Origin of the sequence: Bordetella tumulicola (genome assembly GCF_965138755.1) — a bacterium.
Taxonomy (GTDB): domain Bacteria; phylum Pseudomonadota; class Gammaproteobacteria; order Burkholderiales; family Burkholderiaceae_B; genus Bordetella_A; species Bordetella_A tumulicola.
The window spans coordinates 120,048-142,031 of record NZ_CBCSFP010000006.1 but is presented as its reverse complement, the minus strand read 5'-3'; the positions used below and the strand labels follow the sequence as shown (position 1 = coordinate 142,031).

At 56.9% G+C, this 21,984-nt stretch carries 21 protein-coding genes; 15 read left to right on the top strand and 6 right to left on the bottom strand.

Annotated elements, in window-relative coordinates; genetic code table 11:
- Window positions 1–13 precede the first annotated feature (13 nt).
- Both ACNAZS_RS16380 and ACNAZS_RS16375 read left to right on the top strand, forming a co-directional pair.
- The gene (locus ACNAZS_RS16380; RefSeq protein ID WP_415791182.1) at window positions 14–1,150 is read left to right on the top strand and encodes a M20/M25/M40 family metallo-hydrolase; all 1,137 of its coding nucleotides are present in this window, start codon (window positions 14–16) and stop codon (window positions 1,148–1,150) included.
- Window positions 1,151–1,159: 9 nt separating this feature from the next.
- The gene (locus ACNAZS_RS16375; protein WP_415791180.1) at window positions 1,160–1,909 is read left to right on the top strand and encodes an SDR family NAD(P)-dependent oxidoreductase; all 750 of its coding nucleotides are present in this window, start codon (window positions 1,160–1,162) and stop codon (window positions 1,907–1,909) included.
- A 47-nt stretch (window positions 1,910–1,956) separates the two neighbouring features.
- Here the strand turns inward: ACNAZS_RS16375 and ACNAZS_RS16370 are convergent, their stop codons facing one another.
- A complete protein-coding gene (locus ACNAZS_RS16370; RefSeq protein ID WP_415791178.1) occupies window positions 1,957–2,862 on the bottom strand; it encodes a MurR/RpiR family transcriptional regulator in 906 nt (301 codons plus the stop codon).
- A gap of 150 nt (window positions 2,863–3,012) precedes the next feature.
- Complete coding sequence (locus ACNAZS_RS16365) at window positions 3,013–3,993, bottom strand: Bug family tripartite tricarboxylate transporter substrate binding protein (protein ID WP_415791176.1); 981 nt, start codon at window positions 3,991–3,993, stop codon at window positions 3,013–3,015.
- A 172-nt stretch (window positions 3,994–4,165) separates the two neighbouring features.
- Here ACNAZS_RS16365 and ACNAZS_RS16360 point away from each other — a divergent pair, with 172 nt between their 5' ends.
- From ACNAZS_RS16360 to ACNAZS_RS16310, 11 genes are all read left to right on the top strand, one after another.
- Complete coding sequence (locus tag ACNAZS_RS16360) at window positions 4,166–4,555, top strand: RidA family protein (RefSeq protein ID WP_415791174.1); 390 nt, start codon at window positions 4,166–4,168, stop codon at window positions 4,553–4,555.
- A gap of 34 nt (window positions 4,556–4,589) precedes the next feature.
- A complete protein-coding gene (locus tag ACNAZS_RS16355) occupies window positions 4,590–5,696 on the top strand; it encodes an alanine racemase (protein WP_415791172.1) in 1,107 nt (368 codons plus the stop codon).
- Window positions 5,697–5,711: 15 nt separating this feature from the next.
- Window positions 5,712–7,157, top strand: coding sequence for an N-acyl-D-amino-acid deacylase family protein (locus ACNAZS_RS16350; RefSeq protein WP_415791170.1), 1,446 nt, complete (start codon window positions 5,712–5,714; stop codon window positions 7,155–7,157).
- Window positions 7,158–7,655: 498 nt separating this feature from the next.
- On the top strand, window positions 7,656–8,069 hold the full coding sequence (locus ACNAZS_RS16345; RefSeq protein ID WP_415791168.1) for a hypothetical protein: 414 nt from the start codon (window positions 7,656–7,658) through the stop codon (window positions 8,067–8,069).
- Between the two features lie 277 nt (window positions 8,070–8,346).
- Complete coding sequence (locus ACNAZS_RS16340) at window positions 8,347–9,219, top strand: branched-chain amino acid ABC transporter permease (protein WP_415791166.1); 873 nt, start codon at window positions 8,347–8,349, stop codon at window positions 9,217–9,219.
- Entirely contained in the window at window positions 9,216–10,268 is a 1,053-nt protein-coding gene (locus ACNAZS_RS16335) for a branched-chain amino acid ABC transporter permease (protein ID WP_415791164.1), read from the top strand. Before ACNAZS_RS16340 ends, ACNAZS_RS16335 begins: the two co-directional genes overlap by 4 nt.
- Window positions 10,255–10,968 carry an ABC transporter ATP-binding protein gene (locus ACNAZS_RS16330; protein ID WP_415791162.1) on the top strand — a complete coding sequence of 238 codons (714 nt, stop codon included), beginning with the start codon at window positions 10,255–10,257 and terminating at the stop codon, window positions 10,966–10,968. The genes ACNAZS_RS16335 and ACNAZS_RS16330 overlap by 14 nt, the downstream gene beginning before the upstream one ends.
- Complete coding sequence (locus tag ACNAZS_RS16325) at window positions 10,965–11,714, top strand: ABC transporter ATP-binding protein (protein ID WP_415791160.1); 750 nt, start codon at window positions 10,965–10,967, stop codon at window positions 11,712–11,714. The genes ACNAZS_RS16330 and ACNAZS_RS16325 overlap by 4 nt, the downstream gene beginning before the upstream one ends.
- Window positions 11,707–12,966 carry an amino acid ABC transporter substrate-binding protein gene (locus ACNAZS_RS16320; protein WP_415791158.1) on the top strand — a complete coding sequence of 420 codons (1,260 nt, stop codon included), beginning with the start codon at window positions 11,707–11,709 and terminating at the stop codon, window positions 12,964–12,966. Before ACNAZS_RS16325 ends, ACNAZS_RS16320 begins: the two co-directional genes overlap by 8 nt.
- A 234-nt stretch (window positions 12,967–13,200) precedes the next feature.
- The gene (locus ACNAZS_RS16315; protein WP_415791156.1) at window positions 13,201–13,380 is read left to right on the top strand and encodes a hypothetical protein; all 180 of its coding nucleotides are present in this window, start codon (window positions 13,201–13,203) and stop codon (window positions 13,378–13,380) included.
- A 383-nt stretch (window positions 13,381–13,763) separates the two neighbouring features.
- The gene (locus tag ACNAZS_RS16310) at window positions 13,764–14,720 is read left to right on the top strand and encodes a M14 family metallopeptidase (RefSeq protein ID WP_415791154.1); all 957 of its coding nucleotides are present in this window, start codon (window positions 13,764–13,766) and stop codon (window positions 14,718–14,720) included.
- A gap of 37 nt (window positions 14,721–14,757) precedes the next feature.
- Here the strand turns inward: ACNAZS_RS16310 and ACNAZS_RS16305 are convergent, their stop codons facing one another.
- Genes ACNAZS_RS16305 through ACNAZS_RS16295 form a run of 3 tightly spaced genes read right to left on the bottom strand, consistent with a single transcriptional unit; the run spans window position 14,758 to window position 17,415 of the window.
- A complete protein-coding gene (locus ACNAZS_RS16305; protein WP_415791152.1) occupies window positions 14,758–15,726 on the bottom strand; it encodes a Bug family tripartite tricarboxylate transporter substrate binding protein in 969 nt (322 codons plus the stop codon).
- A gap of 19 nt (window positions 15,727–15,745) precedes the next feature.
- Complete coding sequence (locus tag ACNAZS_RS16300) at window positions 15,746–16,351, bottom strand: hypothetical protein (protein WP_415791150.1); 606 nt, start codon at window positions 16,349–16,351, stop codon at window positions 15,746–15,748.
- Window positions 16,351–17,415, bottom strand: a complete 1,065-nt coding sequence (locus ACNAZS_RS16295) for a TauD/TfdA family dioxygenase (protein ID WP_415791148.1) — start codon at window positions 17,413–17,415, stop codon at window positions 16,351–16,353. Before ACNAZS_RS16295 ends, ACNAZS_RS16300 begins: the two co-directional genes overlap by 1 nt.
- Before the next feature lie 175 nt (window positions 17,416–17,590).
- On the opposite strand from ACNAZS_RS16295, the gene ACNAZS_RS16290 reads away from it, so the two are divergent.
- Window positions 17,591–18,547, top strand: a complete 957-nt coding sequence (locus tag ACNAZS_RS16290; protein ID WP_415791146.1) for a LysR family transcriptional regulator — start codon at window positions 17,591–17,593, stop codon at window positions 18,545–18,547.
- A gap of 31 nt (window positions 18,548–18,578) precedes the next feature.
- On the opposite strand, the gene ACNAZS_RS16285 is transcribed toward ACNAZS_RS16290, so the two are convergent.
- Window positions 18,579–20,774 carry a TonB-dependent siderophore receptor gene (locus ACNAZS_RS16285; protein WP_415791144.1) on the bottom strand — a complete coding sequence of 732 codons (2,196 nt, stop codon included), beginning with the start codon at window positions 20,772–20,774 and terminating at the stop codon, window positions 18,579–18,581.
- A gap of 144 nt (window positions 20,775–20,918) precedes the next feature.
- On the opposite strand from ACNAZS_RS16285, the gene ACNAZS_RS16280 reads away from it, so the two are divergent.
- The gene (locus ACNAZS_RS16280) at window positions 20,919–21,896 is read left to right on the top strand and encodes a helix-turn-helix transcriptional regulator (RefSeq protein WP_415791142.1); all 978 of its coding nucleotides are present in this window, start codon (window positions 20,919–20,921) and stop codon (window positions 21,894–21,896) included.
- Window positions 21,897–21,984 lie beyond the last annotated feature (88 nt).

Here is a 21,984-nt window from a genome sequence, read left to right as displayed (position 1 = left end):
CACTTAGGCCATTATGAGTCTGGAACAACAGCTCGCCGCTTTACCCCTCGACACCGAATCCATGGTGACGCGCCTACGATCATGGATCGAGTGCGAAAGCCCCAGCTATGACGCGTCAGCGGTCAATCGCATGATGACGATCGCCGCCGAAGAGATGGTTGCCATGGGAGGGCGGGTCGAACGCATTCCTGGTATGGCGGGCATGGCCGATTGCATCCGGGCGACTTTCTCGCAGAGTGGGGAGCCGGGCATTCTGGCCATGGGGCATCTCGATACGGTGCACCCCGTGGACACGGTGCAGCAATTGCCATGGCGTCGCGAAGGCGGCCGGTGCTATGGGCCGGGTATTCTTGACATGAAGGGTGGCAACTTCATCGTGCTCGAAGCGCTGCGCCAACTGAAGGCGGCGGGTATTCCGACCGGACTGCCTGTGACCGTGCTTTTTACCAGCGACGAAGAAATTGGCAGCCCGTCTACGCGCGCCCTGATCGAGACCGAAGCCGCACGCCACAAATACGTGCTGATTCCGGAGCCGGCGCGCCCAAATGGGGGCGTGGTGACCGGTCGTTATGCCATTGCGCGCATGAGCCTGCGAGCGACTGGCACACCCAGTCACGCGGGTGGGCATCTGAGCCAGGGTCGATCTGCCATCCGTGTCATGGCGGAAAAATTGATCGAGCTCGAACAAATGACCTGTGAGGATTTCACGTTTAGCGTCGGCGTCATCAACGGCGGGAAATGGGTGAACTGCGTCGCCCGTGAATGTACGGGCGAGGCTTTGTCGATGGCCAAAACACAAGCCGATCTGGACATGGCGATCAGCCGCGCCAAAACGCTGGTATTTGAAAACGCGGGTGCGAGTTTCAGCGTCGAAGTCACTGCGACTCGCCCGATCTGGGATACGACCGACGGCACGATGCAGCTGTACGAGGTGGCAAAAGAAGAGGCGGGTCGCATTGGATTTTCACTGCCGCATCAGTTGTCCGGCGGTGGTTCAGACGGCAATTTTACGGGCGCGCTGGGCATGAATACGCTCGACGGTTTGGGCCTGCGAGGCGCGGGCATGCACACCTTGAATGAATACATTGAAGAAGACAGCCTGGTTGAGCGTGCTCGCCTGATGGCGGGTTTGCTGGCACGGCTGAATTAGGAGTAAGCGATGCGATTTTCCGGGAAAACGGCATTGGTGACGGGGGCGGCGCGCGGTATTGGCGCTGCGATCGCCGCGCGACTGGCAAGTGAAGGCGCCCATGTCGTGGGCCTGGATATGCGAGCATTCGACTCGGTAGAAAGCGCGGGTGGAGGAAAGATTGACGCCATACAGGCCGATCTGTCCGACCCCGCCGTGTCGCTTCGTATGGCCGAGCACTTTCAAGGCACGTCGCTGGACTTTCTGATCAACAACGCAGGTATCGGAAACGCCAAGCCGATCGATCAGACGAGCGATGCGGATTGGTCGCGTTATATGGACATCAATCTGAGCGCGTCTTTTCGGATGTGCCGCGATCTTCTGCCTGTGCTCACGCCGGGTGACGCAGTCATCATCAATATGACCTCGGTGTTCGGGTTAGTGGGATTTCCTGGCTCGCTACCTTACTCGGTGAGCAAGGCGGGGCTGGCTCAGATGACACGACAGCTCGCTGCCGACCTGGGACCGCGCGGCATTCGTGTCAATGGCATCGCCCCGGGAGTGATCGAGACCGACCTTACGCGAGAGCGCATCGAGCAGAATACGTGGTACCAGCGCATCATGTGCGACGCAACGGCCTTGCGTCGCAATGGCACACCGCAGGATGTGGCCGGCGCCGCCGCGTTTCTGTGTTCGCCGGATGCCTCGTTTATCACAGGACAGATTTTGGTTGTAGATGGGGGCTGGCTTGGGGCGCGTTACCTGGCGCCTGACTCGTAGCCCTCTTGGTGGGAGACGCCCGTCTGTTGTGTACAGATGGGTTTTCTTTACCCAGACTTTATGGGCTTGCTTTCGCTGTCGACCGCATTAATGTTGCTGTCGAATCCGTACTCTTGCATCAATTGCTTGAAGTGCTGAAGATCATGCACTGCGACGGGGCCTAGCTTCTGTGCCAAACGCACCATCAAAATCTCAATGATAATGAGATGGGCGAGGTGCGTTTCGGTCCCCACAGGGCGAAGCGGATCCTGAGGCCCTGAGATGGCGAGCACCAAATCCGCCACCTCGGCCAAAGGACTGCCGGACTGCGTCAAGGCGATGACGGTTGCACCGTGAGTACGTGCATAACGCGCTGCGTCGAGCGTGTACGGCATGCGACCGACATGCGAGATAATGAATGCAATTCCTCTGGGGCCGAGCGTGCTGGCCGAGACCAGTTGTTGGTGAGCATCAAAAATCGCGTTGGACTGCACGCGCAATCGAAAGAGTCGACTTTGTAATTCGTTGGCGATGAAAGTCGAGGCTGCGCCGACGCAATAGCAGTCGATACGTTCTGCGATAGCCATACGATCAGTGATATCGTCGATCACTTTCGCGTCGATACTCTGAATCAATTCTCGAAATGACGAAATTGCGCCGTGAATCACTTTGCTAGCGACATCCGCAGTGCTATCGGTTGCGAGTACGCTGCGATGCAAATGCGATCCATTGGCGGCATAGCTTTGCGCAAGGGCAACCATAAAATCGCGCACGGAAATATAGCCAAAACTTCGGCAGGTCCGGACGATCGTGGGCATGGATACTCCTGCCCTTTTGGCCAGCTCTTCGACAGTGGCGACGGCCGCCGCCTGCGGGTCAGAAAGGATCACTCGGGCCACCAGGCCCTGCGACGGAGACAGGCTCGGCAAGCGTTCCTGAAGCTCTTGGAGTAGATTGTTCGCGCTGATAGGCATTATGAATGGGCGCCGGCCATACCTGCCTCATTTAGTTCGGCTGGGGTAGTCAGGTACTCCAGCCTCCGCGCATGCGGCATGGCGTAAATGCCCAACTATAGCAGGCACATCGTTGTTGATTTGGCCATTATCGCCACGTCCTAAAACACATTAATCAAGTTTTGGAATTTTGGCGGATTCAATGAGATTTCGATATTTTATCTGCTCGCTATTGATGAGTGTACGGAAGTCCTCAGGCGATCCGGGAACGGCAACAGCCCCAAGCTTGCTCATGGGATCCTGCACGGCATTCGTACGCAGTGCCTTATTCATTGAGGTATTGAGTTTATCGACAATACTTTGCGGGGTCCCCTTGGGTACGACGATCCCTCCCCAGGACACATTCTCATAACCCTTGATGCCGGATTCATCGAAGGTGGGCAGATCCGGGTATAGCGGAACCCGCTTCAGAGAGGTTATTGCCAGCGCCCTCAGCTTGCCACTATCAACTAACGGCATCACGACCGATGAGTTGCTGATGCTGTATTCGATCCGGCCTCCGATCAGATCCTGTAAAGATTGGGGATCGCCCTGGTAAGGCACAAATTGCACATCGAGGTTTGCCATGCTTCGGAGCAATTCTCCACCAATGTGACCACTGGTGCCGATACCCGAGGCACCGTAAGAGAGTTTCCCAGGATTTTCTTTCGCGTAGCTAAATAAATCCGGTGCTGTTTTTGCCGGATGATCGGCGCGCACGGCCAGTACGTTGTAAAGATTGAACATCAGGCCGACAGGCTCGAAATCTTTATTGGCGTCATATGGCAGGTGCTTGAACAGTGATGGATTCACGCTCAACGTATTGACGTTCGCATAGCCTAATGTGTAGCCGTCCGGCTTTTGGCGTTTGATGGCTGACATGGCAATAGTTCCACCCGCGCCTGGCCGATTCTCGATCACAAATGAAGTATTCAGCTCTTTGGCCAACTCGTTGAAGACGATGCGGGTAAGCACATCGGCAGACCCACCTGCCGCTGAGTTCACGATCACGGTGATTGGCTTGTTAGGCCATGAGTCGGCGGGATCGGTCGCGTGGACCGGCGAGGTAATAAAACCAATAAGAGGGGCGACGAACAGCAAGAGTTTTTTCATGATGGATTTCAACCTGATACGGAGCGGTAAGGATCATCCGAGACATGTAATTAATTTACATTCAAGACATGAGTGGCGGCCCTGATATAAAAATTAATCCGGTGATTTGGGTGTTTTGCATCTAATTCACAATATTGCGTGTAATATTATTACCAATTTACAGGAGACTTTCATGCTCGTACAAACCCTAGGACATGCACCTCTCTCTTCTGATGGTGAAGCCCGCCCGCTTTCACCTGCAACGCGCGCTGGTGATTTCGTGTTCGTATCAGGGCAAGTTCCTCTGAGCGATGCAGGCACGATTGTGGAAGGTGGAATCGCAGGTCAGACACGGCAAGTCTTTCGGCGTGTCGAGGCTGCGCTGGCCTTGGCGGATTGCTCGCTCCAGGACGTTGCCAAGATCACGGTCTGGCTGGCTGATGCTGGGGATTTTGCCGCGTTCAACCAAATCTACATGGAGTGTTTCGGGGCTCACCGACCTGCTCGCTCGACGGTGCAGGCGAGATTGATGGTGGATGCTCTCGTGGAGATCGAAGTGACCGCGTACAAGCCCGCTGTCTGAGACGAAGACACCATTCCCAACGAGATTTCACGAGATGACTACGACCTTCTCTTGTCTACATAGAACGGATGCGTTGGAACCGCATGACTGCCCGCCAGCGGACATCGCTACGCCTTGTCTAGTTGTCTTCGAGGATGCGCTTCTGCATAATCTTCGAGCCATGGTCGAGCGCTGCGGCGACATCGGACGGCTGATGCCGCATGTCAAGACGCATCGGGCCAGTTGGATCGTGACCCGACTGGTCGAGGCCGGTGTCACAGCCTTCAAAGTCGCCACCGTCGCGGAAGCGCGGATGGCCTTAGATGCAGGTGCCACCAGAGTGTTATGGGCTTACCCCACTGTGAATGCGCAGCACCTGGCCGCCTATTTTTCGTTAGCCGGGTCGTATCCGCAAGCGTCGCTCGGTGCTCTCGTAGACTCCCCCCAGGGCCTTGAGGCCTGGCGGCAATCGGTGCAACCAAATCGCTGGCCACTCAACCTGCACCTACACGTCGACCTGGATCCTGGCATGGGGCGCACGGGTACTGCCATCGACGTCGGGGCGCTGGAGCTGGCGGTTGCAGCACGCGCGCTGGGCTCCTTCGGTGGATGGCACGTCTACGACGGCCATATCCAGGACCGTGACATCGAACTGCGTCGTAGCAAAGTAGGTGCGATCGCCGATCAGATCCGCACGCTTGTTGCGCAGGGCCGCGACGCTGGGCTTGCCATCGAGGTGGTCGCTGGTGCCAGCTATAGTTTTGACCTTTGGCCGCATGACTTGGCGACCTATGTCGGACCCGGTAGTTGGGTTTACTCCAGTTCACAGCACGACGCCGATCTACCGCATCTGCGGTGCAAGCCTGCGGCGTTCGTGCTCGCAACTGTAGTGTCGCGGCATGGCTCGCGCGTGACGCTTGATGCGGGTTCGAAGGCGATCTCTCCAGACAAGCCAATGGCCGACCGTTTTCGTTGGGACAGCCCGATCCTGATGATGAATGAGGAGCACGTCGTGGTGGACGGCGCTGGTTTGGACGTCGGTGACCGTGTGATGCTGCTACCGCGACATGCCTGCACAACGGCTTATCTCTACAGCCAGGCGCTCGTGCGGACAGAGGACGGTCGCTGGGAGACCCGGGTACAACTGGGCAACTTGCGCTGAGATCGGGGCTGGCTGATGTTCGACTTGATATTCAAACACGGGACCGTCATCGACGGAACCGGTGCACCACGCCGCGATGCGGATGTTGGCATCGTAGGCCGCTACATTGAGGCGATCGGCGACTTGTCGGGCGAACCCGCTCGCCAAATCGTCGACGTCGCGGGTTTGATTGTCGCGCCCGGCTTCATCGATTCGCACGCCCATGATGACCGCATGTTGCTGTCCAGCCCTGATATGACGCCCAAGCTTTCGCAGGGCGTGACGACGGTGGTGGTTGGCAACTGCGGCATCTCTTTGGCTCCCATGCCGCGAACGGTGCCACAACCTGTCACGCCGCCGCTGGATTTGCTTGATCGTAGCGGCGATTGGTTTCGTTACTCGTCATTTGACAGATATCTCGACGCGTTGTGCCGGCGACCACCGGCGGTGAATTTCGCCGCGCTTGTCGGGCACACCACCTTACGCGTGGCAGCGATGGAAGATCTAGGCGCGGCAGCGTCGGATACCGAGATCGCGCACATGCGCACGCTTGCTGTGCAGGCGCTCAAGGCCGGGGCTATCGGCATCTCGACGGGTTTGGCTTACACCACGGCCATGTCGGCCACTATAGATGAAGTAGTCCGAGTATGTGAGGACCTGCGCGCATACGATGGTATTTATTGCACCCACATGCGCGACGAGTCGGACGGCATCATGGAGGCCCTGGCCGAGACGTTCGAGATTGGCCGTCGACTTGATGTGCCAGTCGTGATTTCGCATCACAAGCTGAGCGGCGCACGCAATTTCGGCCGTTCCCACGAGACGCTGCCATACATCGAGCGTGCCATGCGTATGCAGCCCGTTTGCTTGGACTGCTACCCTTATCACGCGGGCTCGACCGTGTTGGAGGTCTGGCGCACGCGCCGCTGTGATCGCGTCATTGTCACGTGGTCTACCCCTCACCCGGAATTAGCTGGACAAGATCTCGACGACATCGCTGCAATTCTGGGAGTCGGTCGCGACGAGGCCACACAACGTCTGATGCCGGGTGGAGCGATCTATTTCTCCATGGACGAACAAGACGTGGAGCGCATTCTGACATTCCCTTGCACCATGATCGGCTCGGACGGCCTGCCGCATGACAACCAGCCGCATCCGCGGCTGTGGGGAGCATTTCCCCGAGTGCTAGGCCATTATGCACGAGGCAGAGGCCTGTTCTCGCTGGAAGTCGCCGTGCATAAAATGACTGGGTTGTCGGCGGCCAAGTTTGGCTTCAGCGGTCGCGGGGTGATTGAGCCGGGGGCGTGCGCCGATATCACGGTCTTCGATGCACGCACTGTTGATGCCGGTTTTGGATACGGTGAACCGATACGGCCAGCGTGCGGCATAGCGCATGTCGCGGTCAATGGTGTGCTGGCTTGGGCGGATGGCATGACGACCGGTGCGCATAGCGGCCAGCAACTGCGGCGATGCGTCACGTAGCTGATCGCGTTATATGGACATCAATCTGAGTGCGTCTTTTCGGATGTGCGGGGATCTTCTGCCTCTGCATTCAACGCTCCTATACTCAGTGCATCCCTAGAAAGAGATATCTGTATCAATCCAGCCTATTGCACGATCACGATTGGGGCAACTCGGTATTGCTTCCCTTGTGTCGTCGCGAGCTCGATGCGTCTGCGGTGCGTATTCGGCAAGTGTGAGTGGAATTTCCCAATTCATGGGTCATTTGAATAGTGCGGTCGTAGAGACCTCTATTTGCAAACTCGCATTTCAGTCTGATGGCCCGGTGCGGTCACGATGCGCGTTTTGATCCACGTTCTTAGCTGCATTATCAGACCAATTCCCCTTGTGGGCCATGGCAGTAATTTCTCATAATTGCTGCGGAAATTTTAATGTCGTGCATCGCTGTTTGTTCAAGCCCTTACCGTCGCATAGACGGTATTTCTAGAGTCTGGTTATCGCAGAATAGGTTGTATCGCAATGAAAATCATCAAAGCTACGGCTCTGCTCTTACTGCTAGGAACGCTTAGTACTTCTGTTCGCGCATTTTCGAGTACGGAAAGTTGCACTGCTGGCTGGACATCTCATCCTGCATTCTTCGAAAGCGCAATGCAGTACGACGATATGCAGAGTAAGGCCAATCCTACCGTTCACGTGTTGGTTAACGGCAAGGCCATCAAGATGATGTTGGATACAGGCTCTCAAACAAGTGTGCTCTGGGATGCGTTCTTGTTCGATGAGGTTCCAGACCACGATTCACAGCGGATCAATGCTCGTGTGGCTTCGGCCGATGCGGGAAAGGTGAGTGCGACACTGGAAGACGGGCATGGCGATTCCCGTGGAACTCAGCGGGGGAAAGATCCCGTTTCAATATCGCTTGCGAGCGCGAGGTGAATGCTGAGGTAAGGTCATTGCGAATGACGCGGATCATCATTGCGCATCGGCCTGAAACGATAGCGAGTGGGGATCGTGTCCTGCACCTTGAGCACGGTAGGATGGTGGGAGCGTATTGAGGAAAACACGATCTTGACCATCGCTCGGGATTCGTTTAAACCTGAAGCGAATGCAGCGGATCAGACGCCTCGTTGATGCTGCTTTCCTTTGCCGAATGCCGAGTACCCTGCAAAATTCACGTCAACCGATACTGACCTGCCGGGAGGACTGCAAGGCCATGGAAATCTTCGTCCAAACCCTGGTGACAGGCCTTCTCATCGGCGGGTTGTATGTGGCAATCAGCATGGGTTTCGCGCTGTCGTTCGGCGTGCTGGATGTCGTCGATCTCGCGATAGGGATGTGGGTCGTGTTGGGTGCCTACGCGGCTGTCATCGGTCGAGAGGTATTCGGCATTGAGCCGCTGCTCATGTTACCCATCGTCTTGGTGGTTTTTGGGCTGATGGGTTGGCTGATCGGCCCCTTCATCTATAGGGTTCGAACCAGCAACTACGCGTTGCCGGCATTGATGGCGCTGGCATTTACCTTCGGGATCGAAACGGCGATACGTGGAGGCCTGCTCGCTACGTTTGGCTATACCCCCAAGGCAGTGCAAACAGAGTTTCTCCAGGGGGTGTGGCACGTAATGGGTATATCGATACCCATCGTTCGGGCGGCCGGATTCGTTTTTGCGCTTGTGCTGGCGATGGCGCTGCTCGTCTTCCTGTATTTCACCCGATTGGGCCTCGCCATCCGAGCCATGGCGCAGAACAAAGACTCTGCCGGCTTGATGGGTGTCAACGTCAAACGCATGAGCACGTTCGTCTACGCTTTGTACGTCGGTGTCACCGGCATGGCAGGCGTGCTGGTGGGGGCCGTGTATTCCACGACGCCCCAAGTCGGCCTGCGCTATACGCTATTCGCATTTTTTGTCGTGGTGCTTGCGGGCTTGGGCTCGGTGATGGGGGTGCTGGTATCGGGACTTGCCCTCGGTATGTTGCAGGCATTCGTCACCGTCTATGTGGGAGCCGACTACACCCTGATGACGGTATTCCTGGTGTTGTTCTTGATACTGCTATTGCTGCCCAACGGTCTGGCCAGGAGAACCGTGTGATATCGAAACGATTCGCTGACCGGCGAGGTCCGGGTGTAGGCGGTAAGGTAGCGGTTATCGTTCTAGCGGCTATCTGCGTGTCAGTGCCGTTTTGGGCGGGACCGTATTGGATACGGATTGGCACAGGCATCATCATGTGGGCAGGGTTGGCGCTGTCCTGGAATGTCATTTGTGGGTATGCCGGATACATCAGTTTCGGTCATGTCGCTTTTTTTGGCATTGGCGCCTACAGCACGGCCATTCTGATGCAACCGGATTACAACTGGAATTTCTTTGCTACGCTGCCGGTGGGTGCGGTCATTGCCGGCGGGTTGGCGGCAATCGTGGGTTGGCCGGTACTCAAGCTGCGGGGCGCCTATTTTGCGATCGGCACGTGGGCGCTTGGTGAAGCTATCCGAGAGTTCGCCACGGTCGTGCCGTTCACAGGGGGCAGCTATGGGCTGTCGCTACCCCCCAATACCAGTTCTGCATTTTTCTATTTCACGATGCTCGGGGCCACGGTGGTGGCCTATGTCGTTTGCTATGTCTTGCTTGAGCGTTCGCGGTTCGGCTATCGGGTCAAAGCCGTGCGTGATAGTGAGATCGCGGCGCGTATGCAGGGCATCAATGCCGACCGCGTCAAAATCCAGGCATTTGTGCTCAGTGCTGTCATCCCGGCTGTGCTGGGAGGCATCAATGCTTACTGGATTACGTTCATTAATCCCGACAGCGTGCTGAACACCATTCTTACAGATCAAATGGTCGTCATGGTGCTGCTGGGCGGGCTCGGCACCTTGTGGGGGCCGGCAGTAGGAGCGGCGGTACTGTATTTTCTCAGCGAGCAGTTTTCGGCGCATTTCGGCGGCAACACGTGGTATCTGGTGTTCATCGGCGTACTGGTAATGGGCGTGGTACTCGTGCTGCCCAATGGTTTGGTCAGTCTATTGCCAGGGGCTCGAAAACGAGGCGTTCTCAACCAAGTCATTGGCGGTGTGGTGGGGGATATGCACCACAAAGCGCCGCGCGCCGATGCCGCGACGCCGAAGGAGGCCCGCCATGACAGTCATTGACGTGAGCGCATTGCGTCGCACATTCGGCGGCCTAGTGGCAGTACACGGCATCGACTTCACCATCAATGCGGGAGAAGTCATCGGTTTTATCGGACCGAATGGCAGCGGAAAGAGCACGTTGTTCAATCTGTTGACTGGCGTGCTCAAACCCGACAGCGGAAAAATCCGATTGTTTGGTGAAGACATCGTAGGGCGTCCTACACATCTGATTGCCAGAGCGGGCGTCGCGCGCACGTTCCAGATACCCATGCTGTTCTGGAACATGACGCTCTTTGAAAACCTGTTGGCCGCCACGGTGGAGGAAAACTGGGCTACCGCACCATCGCGTGCGGAGCAGGTGCTGGAGCTGCTCGAACTACAGCACATGGCGCATCATCAAGCGCGGGATCTGTCTGGCGGGCAGCAGCGTCTACTGGAAATGGGGCGAATCCTGATGCGTGATCCGAAGGTCGTGTTTCTAGATGAGGTCGCCGCCGGTGTGCATCCGCGATTGCGAGAGATCATTCTGGCCGCAATACGCAGGCTACGCGAGCGAGGTGTCAGTATTTGCGTCATCGAACACGACATGGAACTGACCCAGTCGATCTGTGATCGGATGATCGTCATGGACGCGGGCAAGGTGATCGCCGAAGGCAATTTCGATGCGGTGACATCCGATCCCACTGTCATGAAAGCCTATCTGGGAGATGTGACGTTATGACATCCCTTCAGGTCAAAGACCTCGATTCCGGTTACGGGCGTATCCAGATACTGTCCGGTGTGTCACTCGAGGCAAAGGCCGGCGCGGTCACGTGTGTTTTTGGACCCAACGGCTGTGGAAAAAGCACGCTACTGCGAGCCATCGCGGGCGCCGTCGATACGTGGAGCGGCTCAGTGCGGCTGGGCGATCAGGATCTTACGGGTTTGCCTTCGCATCGCGTCCTGCAGCACGGGGTGACCTTAATGCCACAGGGAGGTGGAGTCTTTCCCGGATTGTCCACCAAGGAGAACCTGCTCATGGGCGTGTATCTCTTGCATGACAGGGCGCAAAGGCGTCACGCCGTTGAGCAGCAACTCGAGAATTTTCCTCGGCTGCGCGAACGGCTGTCTACCAAGGCGGGACAGCTCAGCGGTGGCGAACAAATGATGTTGTCGATCGCGCGATCGCTCATGCTGAATCCTAAATTCATCCTGTTCGACGAGCCTTCCGCAGGGCTATCGCCGAAATTGGTGAGCGAGGCCTTGCAGCGGGTATCGACACTGGCAAAGCAGGGCGTCGGCGTGTTGATGGTCGAGCAGAATATCCAACAGGCGCTGCAAGTGGCCGACTATATCCACATACTCGCCAATGGCACCAATCGTTTCTCGGGCACACCAGCGGAGATTCCGAGTCAGAAAGATTTTATGCAGCTGTATTTAGGAGTGAAGGATTCATTCAATCAAGACAAGGAGTTGCATCATGGCTAGAAAAATGTCGCGCAGGGACTTTGTTGTTCGATCCAGCGTGTTGGCCGGCGGGGCGATCATGGCGCCACGCGTGTTTGCCGCCAGCGCCGATACCTTCAAGGTGGGTGCAGTTCTTGAGCTATCCGGCTCGGCCGCCTCCGGGGGGCAGGTTGCCAAGCGCGGCTATGAGCTATGGGTGAACACGGTCAACGCCGCGGGCGGCATCAAAGTCGGCGACAAAACTTATAAAGTCGAACTGATCATTCAGGATTGCCAGAGTCAGCCCGCGCAAGGCGCCAACGCCTGCGAGCGGCTTATCACAGAGGAAAATGTCGACGCGTTGTTTGGGGCCTATACCAGTGGCGTGCAAATCGCCATGAATCCCATTGCGGCGAAGTACCAAACGCCATGTATTGCCGGCTCCGCCGAGTCTCCGGGCAACTGGACGTCGCAACCCGCGTTTACGTACGGCATTATTCCTGCCGTTGACAAGACGGCAGGCAAGTCCATTGCCGAAGTCATCAGCGTTTCCAATCCCAAGGCCAAGACGATCGCCGTGGTGGGGGTGAACGAGCCGTTCTCCAAGGATACGGCCGTGGGTTTTCGTGAAGGCGCGGAAAGCGCGGGCTTGGAGGTGGTGTACTACACCCTGTTCCCTAAAGATGCGGACTTGACGCCTATCGCGACAACGATCGCGTCGAAAAAGCCGGATATCGTTGCGGTAGGCGGGCATGACGTATTGTTGTCGGACATGGTCAAGGCCTTGAAAGGCGCAGCCTTTACGCCTGGCGCGCTGATCCAGCACTATGGCATTACCGATGCGGCATTTGTGGACGAGCTGAAGAAGGACGCCGATGGTGTAATGGGCATCAGTGTCTGGCTACCTAATGCACCGTACAAGGACGAGCTCTTTGGCAGTGCGGCGGACTACGCCGCAGCATTCAACAAGGCCTATGGCTCGGATCCGGACTACACGGCTGCCGGTTGCAGCGCCGCGGGTGTCGTGTTGATGAAAGCGCTGCAGCAACTCGGTGCGGCGCCGGGTTTGGATGCCGATGCGAAAAGCAAGCTCAACGAGACCATTGCGAAAACCGATATCACCGCGTTTTACGGCCCGATCAAGTTTGAATCCAGCGGCGATCATTTTCACGATAATCTGGCGCCTAAACCGTTCCTGGTCCAGATCCAGGGCGGCAAGGTCGTAGCCGTGGCGCCGACCGACGCGGCACAGGCCAAGGTGGTATATCCGATGGTGGCGTGGAAGGATCGTTGACGGGAATCAAACAAGAGGCAGGTTTTAGCAGTGCGCGGGCAGCGGCACACACTCCTCGACCGTCTCGACGGCCTACCGGCCCGTAGTTACAGGCAGGCAAAAACGGCGCATACGGCTGCAGTAAGCGCTGTTTTCAGGCGGGGTCGGGTGGCCACAAGCACGGCTAGGGGCGCTGACGGCCGCAGGCACACTCTTTGCTGGCGACGGTGATGCCATTCATATCAGGAGATCACTATGTCCGTATCGAATCATCGCGAACCCGCTGGGCCGCCCGACGATCCCGCGTGGCCCACCGATCCCAGACCCGAGGAACCTGTGCCAGATCCCGATCGGCCACCCTTCGACCCGGATGAGGTGCCTGGTACACCGCAAGGCCCCACACCGTCCTCGCCGACAAGCCTGGATCTGGCGTAAGGCCCCGATGCCGAGCTATCTCGATTCAATTCTGCGCCGCGCCTGACGCCTGCAGATTTCCTTCCATTTTTTGATTCACTATCCAGAAAGCCTGCCAGTTGCTGCGTCGACATTTCCATCGGCACGAGCCCCAGCGAGTTAAGGCGGTCACGGACGTCAGGCATTTCAGTTTTTTATGCGGCGCGACTCGGACCCGGTCCTCATCTCCCTGGCACCTGTTCTGACTCGGTGCGCCGACCCGAGCCCTGGCTGTCGGCGCCGAACGCCAGCATCCTGGTCATCAGGTCAAGAGCTGACCACGATGTTGCCGGCTGCCGGGTCGTTGAACTATCAACTATCGGTTATCGTCATCGTTTCGGACCAGCAACAAGGACGCATCGACGATGACAAGCTCTACGCCTGAAGCACACGCTGAACCCATTCTGGAAGTCTTGCCGCGCGATCTGTCCGCATATCGGGAAGGCAATGTGGGCATTCCCTATGTTCATCGGTTTGAGTCCGGCAAGCCCGGCCCGCACGTGTTGATCAACGCCATTACGCACGGCAACGAGATCTGTGGCATGGTGGCCGCGACGCATTTGCTGGATACGGGTGTGCGCCCCAACATCGGGACGCTGACGATCAGCTTTGCGCATATCGAGGCATACGAGGCGTTCGACATCGAGCACCCTTACAACAACCGGCAGCTTGTCCATAACCTGAACCGTATCTGGACGTCCGGCATGTTGGACAGTGATGACGGCAGTCCGGAAGTCCGTCGGGCGCGCGTGTTGCGTCCTGTGCTGGATGCGGCGGACTACGTGTTGGACATTCATTCCACCCGGGCGCCGGTGCAACCGTTTTGGGTTTACAACGAATCGGACCGCAATACGGCGCTGGCATCCGCGGTCGGCGTGCCTGTGGTTCATCTAGTGATGTCGCCGGACAAATTTCCCGGCACGCCGATTATCGGCTACGGTCGTCATGGCGATCCCACCGCGCAGAAGGGCGGTTCGGTGGTCGTGGAGTGCGGTCAACATTTTGCCCGATCCGCTTCGGATCTTGCCACCGATGTCACGTTGCGGTTTCTCGCACATCTTGGGTTGATCGACGCACTAGAGGGTGCAGATGCGCCACCGGTACCGCAGCGTTATCGTCTGCTGGAGACACACGTCATCAAGTCAGAGAATTTTGCCTTTACCCGTCCTGTCGTGGGTTTCGAGACCTTTGACAAGGACGAGTTGATCGCAATGAACGGCACCGAAGAAATTCGTTCGCCTTGCGATGACTGCACGATCTTTATGCCGGCACGCGAGCCGATCGTCGGGCGGGAAGCAGTGTATCTGACGGCGCGGATCTGAGTTTGATCGTACGGGGCAGGGCAAACATAGGTGGCGGTTATTGTTTCGCCATCTTGCTGGCTTGCGCAAAGGCTTTGGTATCGAGATATTCCGAGCGGATTTTTTCGGCAAAGGCGTTGCCTTCGACGTCCGCGATCGGTACCATGCCGGCGGTTTTAAACTGCTCGCGCAATTTCGGGCTCTCCATTGCCGTGTGCACCGCAGCCATGAGTTTCTGGGTGATTTCGGGCGAGAGCCCTTTTGGGCCGACCAGTCCATACCAAGGACGCATGTTTAATTCTTTATAGCCCAGCTCCGCAAACGTCGGGACGTTTGGAAGTGTGCTCAGGCGCTCCGGCCACATCACAGCAAACGGCTTAGCCCTTCCGGACAAGACGAGTGGTTGTACTAAATAGTCCACGTCGAGCATCAAATCCAGGTTCTGCCCCATGAAGTCATTCATTGCCGGAGCCGAGCCCTGATACGGAATGCTTTCAATATTGATGCCGAGGCGATGGTTGATTTTGGCGATGATCATATGTCCGAGTGAACACATGCCCGGGGTACCTTGGGTCAGTTTTCCAGGGGAATTTTTAGCGGTTTGAATGATTTCTTTGAAATCCTTTTCCGGCATCTTGGGTTGCATGACCCATATCATGGGCATATCCGCAACAAGAGAGATGGGCGTAAAGTCGTTGACGGGGTCGTATCCCGTATTCGAATTACAGACTGGGTTAACAACGTGTGTGGATACGGCAGCAACGCCGAGTGTGTAGCCGTCTGGTTTTGCACGCACGACTTGTGCCGTACCAATGCCGCCGCCCGCCCCGGGCTTGTTCTCCACGATGATAGTGTTATCCATCACCTTTGAGAGGGCATCCGCCAGGCTACGCGCGACGATATCCGTAGGTCCGCCGGGCGCAAAAGGAACGATCAGCTTTATGGGTTTGTCGGGGTAGGCCGCATGAACTGACGCGGCAAACGTCATTGCCGCGATTGCGGTGAGGGCGTTTTTATATGTTTTCATTGTGTCTCCTACTGATGGATTACTTCTGGCAGAATTCATTGACGCTATACGAGCAGATATCTAGCTGCGCTTCAAACTCGGATCCTCGCCATGTAGGCAAGAAGTAGCTGCCGCAGGTTTTTTCTTCTTTCTTGATTTGAGCGATCGCGGACGCCAGGCCTCTCTGCCAAACATTCACGTTTCTCCAGTCGTCCACTTTTGATTCTTTTGCCAGATCAACCAGCCCGAAGTGAAATCCCCTGATATGCGGTAGTGAGGATAGTTGAGGTGCCGACTCGAGCTCTTGTGCTGATTCAATCATCACGTAAATATTCGCGGATGGTTCACCACTTTCCGCGAGCTTCGTCGAGATACCCTCGATAAACTGATATGTATATCCTCCAGAAAGTAGGAATTGCGTTCCACCAAATTTCAGCACCTTGTCGAATAAGTACTCGCCATGGGGAGGAATCCGAAAGATCGGCGTGAGTACTCCCGCTTTCTGCAGAAGCACCATGGCAAAGAGGTGACGCTCATCAACAAAACCTCCCTCACAGTCGACTTGAATATGGCTCCATCCTGCTTTGAGCAATTGGTGGGTGAGATTTAAATCCCATGCGATCGGATTGATCCAGGCCTGTGTCATCAGTGATTCTTTGTCGAGTATTTGGCCAAGCCTGCGGGACGGTTTTTTTGCGGATCTATACCCTGACGTCCTTGAGGGTTCTGGTAGACAAGCATCTCTTTGGCCATGGGGCGAGAGGGAAAATCTTGCAACCACAGTCGATAAAGCAGTCGTCCATGGGCTAGATCGTCGGGGTTTACGAACGAACGACGGGCGTGAAGAATCTGGTAATTATTCATCCATGCGATATCACCAGGTTCCAATTGGAAATCGAAGGCAATTTCGGGACGATTGGCGACCTCATCGAAGTAGTCCAATGCTTCTTGCTCAAGGCCGGCCAAGTCTCGACCTAAGTCCCGATATGCCACTTCGATGATTTCTCGAACGTATCGGCAACTGATGACACCGTTTTTCTCTGAAAAAACCGGGATTTTGTAAGGGGTAATGGGCTCTGATTCTGGATGTTCTTCGCCTCGACGATGATAGGGATACCCGGCTTCTAGGACCTGCAGCAGGTCGGGCCTTTCTCGGGCGATCACATCCCGAATTTTCAAGGAACTCGCAAAAACGCTTTCGCCGCCACTCAGGCTTTTTCGTACACACATCAAGCAGATAATCTCGGCCGAGTCGGTGTGTAGGTCCAATTGCCGGTCGCTGGTGTAGCCTCTCGAGCTATTTTTGTCGCGTACGGCGACATGGCCAAGAATGTCGCCGAACGAGCTTTGGGAAACCGCATTTCCAAGGTGCAAGCCTAGGCCCATGTAGATGATTTCCATGTCCTCAGGTGTGTATGCCGTGGCATCGATTCCGCGGCTGATGATGAGCCCGGAACCCCTGCGTAATTCTCGTAATAGCCCTTGCATCGTGGCGTCAATCGCGGGCGTAGAGAAGTCTTCTCGGGTGATGGTTTCCGTCGTGAGATCGCGTGCTTTCGCGCTTTTGATGCAGGAACTCAGATCATTCAAGAACTCTCTTGAAAATGGCTGTACTAGTTTTTTGTCGCCGCGCATTTCAGCGCCCCAGCCTGTGGGGAACTGCCCTTGTGACCACGCAATATCCGGGTTCTTGCTGTCTGTCTTCAACATTTCATCTCCTTCGTGATGATGGAGGCAATGTTGAATTCAATACATACGGCAATCAATCAGTAATTTTTAATGCCCTATGCGAATTTGTTGAGATCGCAGTACAGAAACCGCTTGCCGAACCTCGGCAAACTCCTCTACTGTTTTCGTACGTCAATACAACAAAAAAAGTAATGAGATGAAGCTCACCAGAAACCGGGGCCTGCCGCCCATCGCCAATATTGAATCGTTCATCAAGGTGGTTGAACTGGGTAGCGTGAGTGCCGCGGCAGACGAACTGGCGCTGACGCAAAGCGCAGTTAGTCGACATGTCATCGACCTTGAGCGATTTCTGAATAAAACGCTACTGACGCGAGGCACTACCGGGCTCGGTGTGACGACGGAAGCCAAAGATTTGGCGGCCAAACTCTCGATGCTATTGGGGGATATGAACTCGGTACTGTATGGTGTCGAATCGGGCACGTCCGGGAGAACGGTGCGTATATCCGCGCCTCCGATATTCTGCATACACTTGCTGGGCAAGCATTGCCATCATATTCAGACATTATTTGAAGCGAATATTGAGATCACATCTAGGATCGGTACGCCGGATTTATTGGCGGATGGCATTGATATAGCGCTGGTAAATACGCCGATTCCTCCGCCCCACTATACGACCGAGTTGCTGCTCGCCACAGAGTATTTCCCCTATATCTCCGCGGGGCTATTGGGTGCGCGATCTCCTGACGATCCTAGCTTATTTCGAGCCGAAGCTTTGATTGATCAGCTTTCGCTTAAAGATGCGTGGTCTGTATTTTTTCGTGAAAAGGCGTTGGGGCGTCCACCTGGCTTGCGAACCACTTTCTCTATCATTGATGCCTCACTGTCCGCAGTCTTGTACGGACAGGGTATCGCTTTCTTGCCAGAGTTTGCCGTAGAGGATTACGTCAAAGAGGGCCGAATGGTGCGTTTGGGCGCCACCTCATTTGCCTCGGCCCGCAGTCGGTATTATCTGTTGATGGCTAATACATTCGCCGATGATGCCCGGGCAAAACGCTTCAGTGAGTGGGTGCGAACCGTTTTGCCATCCCTGGACAAGAACAACAGGAAACGTCTGTCAGAGGCAGGCTCATGTCTATACCACCCGACCGCTTGAGTTGCCGATAACTCCATCGTTTACTGATGGCCTACCAACGATACCGCAGCGTCGCCATCACGGTCCGTTCGCCACCCCAGTAGCAGCTGACGGCTGTGCCCAGGCAATTGGCCACGTAGCGCTTGTCGAACAGATTGGACACGTTCAGCGCGACTTGTGCGCCTGCCAGCACCGGGCTGGCTCGGCCCAGATCGTAGCGGATGGCGGCATCGACCAGCGTGACGGCGGGGATGGCGTATTGATTGTTCAGATCGCCGTAGAAACTTCCTCGGTATGTGACACCGGCGCCCAAGCCCACGCCTTGGAGCGGGCCGTCGCGCAGCGTGTAGTCCGCCCACAGTGAGGCCTGGTGACGCGGCACGAAGTTGAGTTCGTTGCCGCGTTGCGATGCGGTGTTGGTCTTGGTGATTTCGCTGTCGCTGAGCGCGTAAGACATCGTCAGATCCAAGCCATTGTCAAAGCTGGCCTTGCCTTCCAGTTCGATGCCCTGCACCTGGGCCTGGCCTGTTTGTACGACAAAGCTGGTATTGACAGGGTCGGGCGTACTGACATTTTCTTGCGTGATCTGAAAAGCCGACAGTGTGACGAAGCTGGCGACGCCATCGGGTTGGAATTTCACGCCGGCCTCATATTGTTCTCCCGTGGTTGGCTTGAGTGCGGCGCCGCTGCGCGTGACGCCCGTCATCGGCTGGAACGATGTCGAGTAGCTCAGGTACGGTGCCAGGCCGTTGTCAAAGCGATAGATCACACCGACGCGGCCGGTGAAGCGATCGGCGTCGGCATCGCGCGACGCCCAATTCCACTGGCCGTCACCGCCGAGCGTGCCATTGTCGGTGGTACCGTCGGTCCAGTCGTAGCGACCGGCGAAGGTGAAGCGTAAGCGGTCCAGTTCGATCTGATCCTGGGCATATATCCCCAGTTGACTGCGTGTCATGTTGATCTTGGTGGCCGTAGGCGGACGTGTCACCGGAGTGCCGTATTGCGGGTCGAACACGTCGAAGAGCGGCGAGGCCGGAGGCAGCAACAGGCCTAGACTGCTTTCGTTGTAGCGAGATTTCTCCCGCAGGTAGTCCAAGCCGAACGTGACATCATGGTGTGTGGGGCCCGCCTGAAACTTGGCGTTGAGCTGATTGTCGATCTGGAATATGCGCGAGGTCTCAGGAAACGCCCATGCGTAGCGGATAGCCTCGGATTCCGACACCATGGCGCCGATCTGGACGCGGCGAGTGTTGGTGTCGACATTGGTGTACCGGGTGCTTTGGCGCAGGCTCCATGTGTCGTTGATACGATGGTCCAAGGTATAGCCGACCATGGTTTGTTCGTTGGTGAAGATGTCGTAACCAGGCTCGCCCACGAACCTGTCGCGCGGGATGTAGCCGTCGCTGCCTTTCTCCAGCGTGCCGATGACGGGCAGCACGGGAGCACCGCCGCCGCCATGGCTGGTGATTTTCTGGTACTGCGCTGTCAGGTTCAGGCTGGTGTCCGACGAGGGGCGCCATGTGAAGCTGGGGGCGATGAAACCACGATTGTCGTCGACATGTTGATATTGGGTGTCGCTATCGCGCAGAGTACCCGTCAGGCGATACAGGAATTTCCCCTCTTCGTCCGCCGGGCCCGAGAAGTCGAACGATCCTTGATAGCGATTGAAGTTGCCGACTTGCAGTACCACTTCATTAAAGGGTTCCGCGGTTGGCCGCTTGCTGGTCATGTTGACTAATCCACCCGGCGCGCTCTGACCGTACAGACCGGAGGACGGGCCCTTCAGGATCTCTACGCGCTCCAGGCCATAGGTGTCGATACGCGGTTGCGAATACCCACGCGAGCCGAACGGCAGTAGCAGGCCGTCCAGATAGCGCGATGGGGTGAAGCCGCGCACCGTCAGCCAGTCATAGCGCACGTCGTTGTCGCCGTATTGCGCGAACACACCTGGCGTATAGCGCACGGCCTGGGCCAGCGACGTGACGCCGCGCTCGTTCATTTCACGGCGGGTGATGATGTTGACGGTCTGGGGGGTGTCGATCAGGGCGGCGTCGGACTTGGTGCTGGACCGACTGCGCGTGGCGACGTAGTCGTCTCCGGATGTCGGCGAGGCATCCTGAGCGCTTTGCACCACGATCGGGGCCAGTGTCGTGACATCGACTGGCGTAGATGTTTGCGCTACGGCCGTGGCCGAGGTGGCAAGGGCAGCCAGCAGCGCCAACGGCGGCGGCTTGATGGAAAAGACCACGGTGCGTTCCCCAGATCAATTTATAATTAACAAGAATCATTCCTATGCGTCGGCATCATTCCAGAAGTCCAGGCTTCTGTCTGACGGTTTCCCGGCGAGAATTAGCGGTTTTGCCGCTCGTCCGCGCTTTTGCACACACTTCTTATGCCTGTCAGCGCCGCCACTTCCCCGATCATTCCACCTCAGCCCGAGCTGTACTCCGCGCCGATCAAGCCGCACGAATGGTGGCGTGGCACTTTGCCGACGGTGCCGGCAACCGACGATTGGGAAGCCGTCATCGATTGCGTGCTGCGGGTGGAAGAGGGGGTCAGCCTAGTCGTGCTGGATGGCAGTCCGCCGCGCGCGCTGACGATTCCCGCACCGGGTGCCCCGGTGTTTGGCATGCAGGTCTGGCTGGAAGGCAGCGCCACGCTGGCGCTGGACGGTGGCGAACCTTTGAGGTTGAACGCCGGGGCGGGGCTTTTGTTCAATCACGAAAAGCCGATGCGTTGGGCAATGCAGTTGCATGCGAAACAGCGGGTGCGGATGGTGGATGTGCGCTTCACACCCGAAGCGCTGGCGCGGGCGGGCGATACAACGCTGGTGGCATTACTACGCGAGCGATTCCGCCATGATGCCAGCGTGCCAGCGCACGGCTCATTGGTCGCCACCGTGGATGCGCCGTCAAGTTTGAGGGCGCTGGCCAACGCGTTATCTGGTGACGCGCCGTCCTCTCCCGGGGCGCGACGCCTCTGGTATCGCGCCAAATCACTAGAAATGCTGTCGGCGTTTGTGCAAGTACTGTCTCTGCCCCAGGCGCTATGCAGCCCTACGGAGCGTGAGCTGCAGCAATTGCACGATGCTTGCCAATTATTGCGCGAGCGTTACGCGGAGCGGTGGCCACCCGCACGTCTGGCGCGGGCAGTTGGGCTTTCGGAGAAACGGCTGCAGCAAATCATGCGTGACCGCCTGGGCCGGTCGGTACATGCCCAATTGAGCGAGGTCCGTCTGGAGCGGGCCTCGGGCCTATTGCACGCGGGGGCCAGCGTGACAGAGGTGGCTTGGGATGTGGGATTTTCCAGCCTGAGCCACTTCAGCAAGATCTTTAAAGCGCGGTACGGCATTTCGCCGCGCGCCAGATAGTGAAATGGTGCGCACACATCTCCCCGGAGACGCGCCCGAGATCCATGACCAAGCTGGCGGACAGTCTGCATCGAGGGGGTGTCTGCTT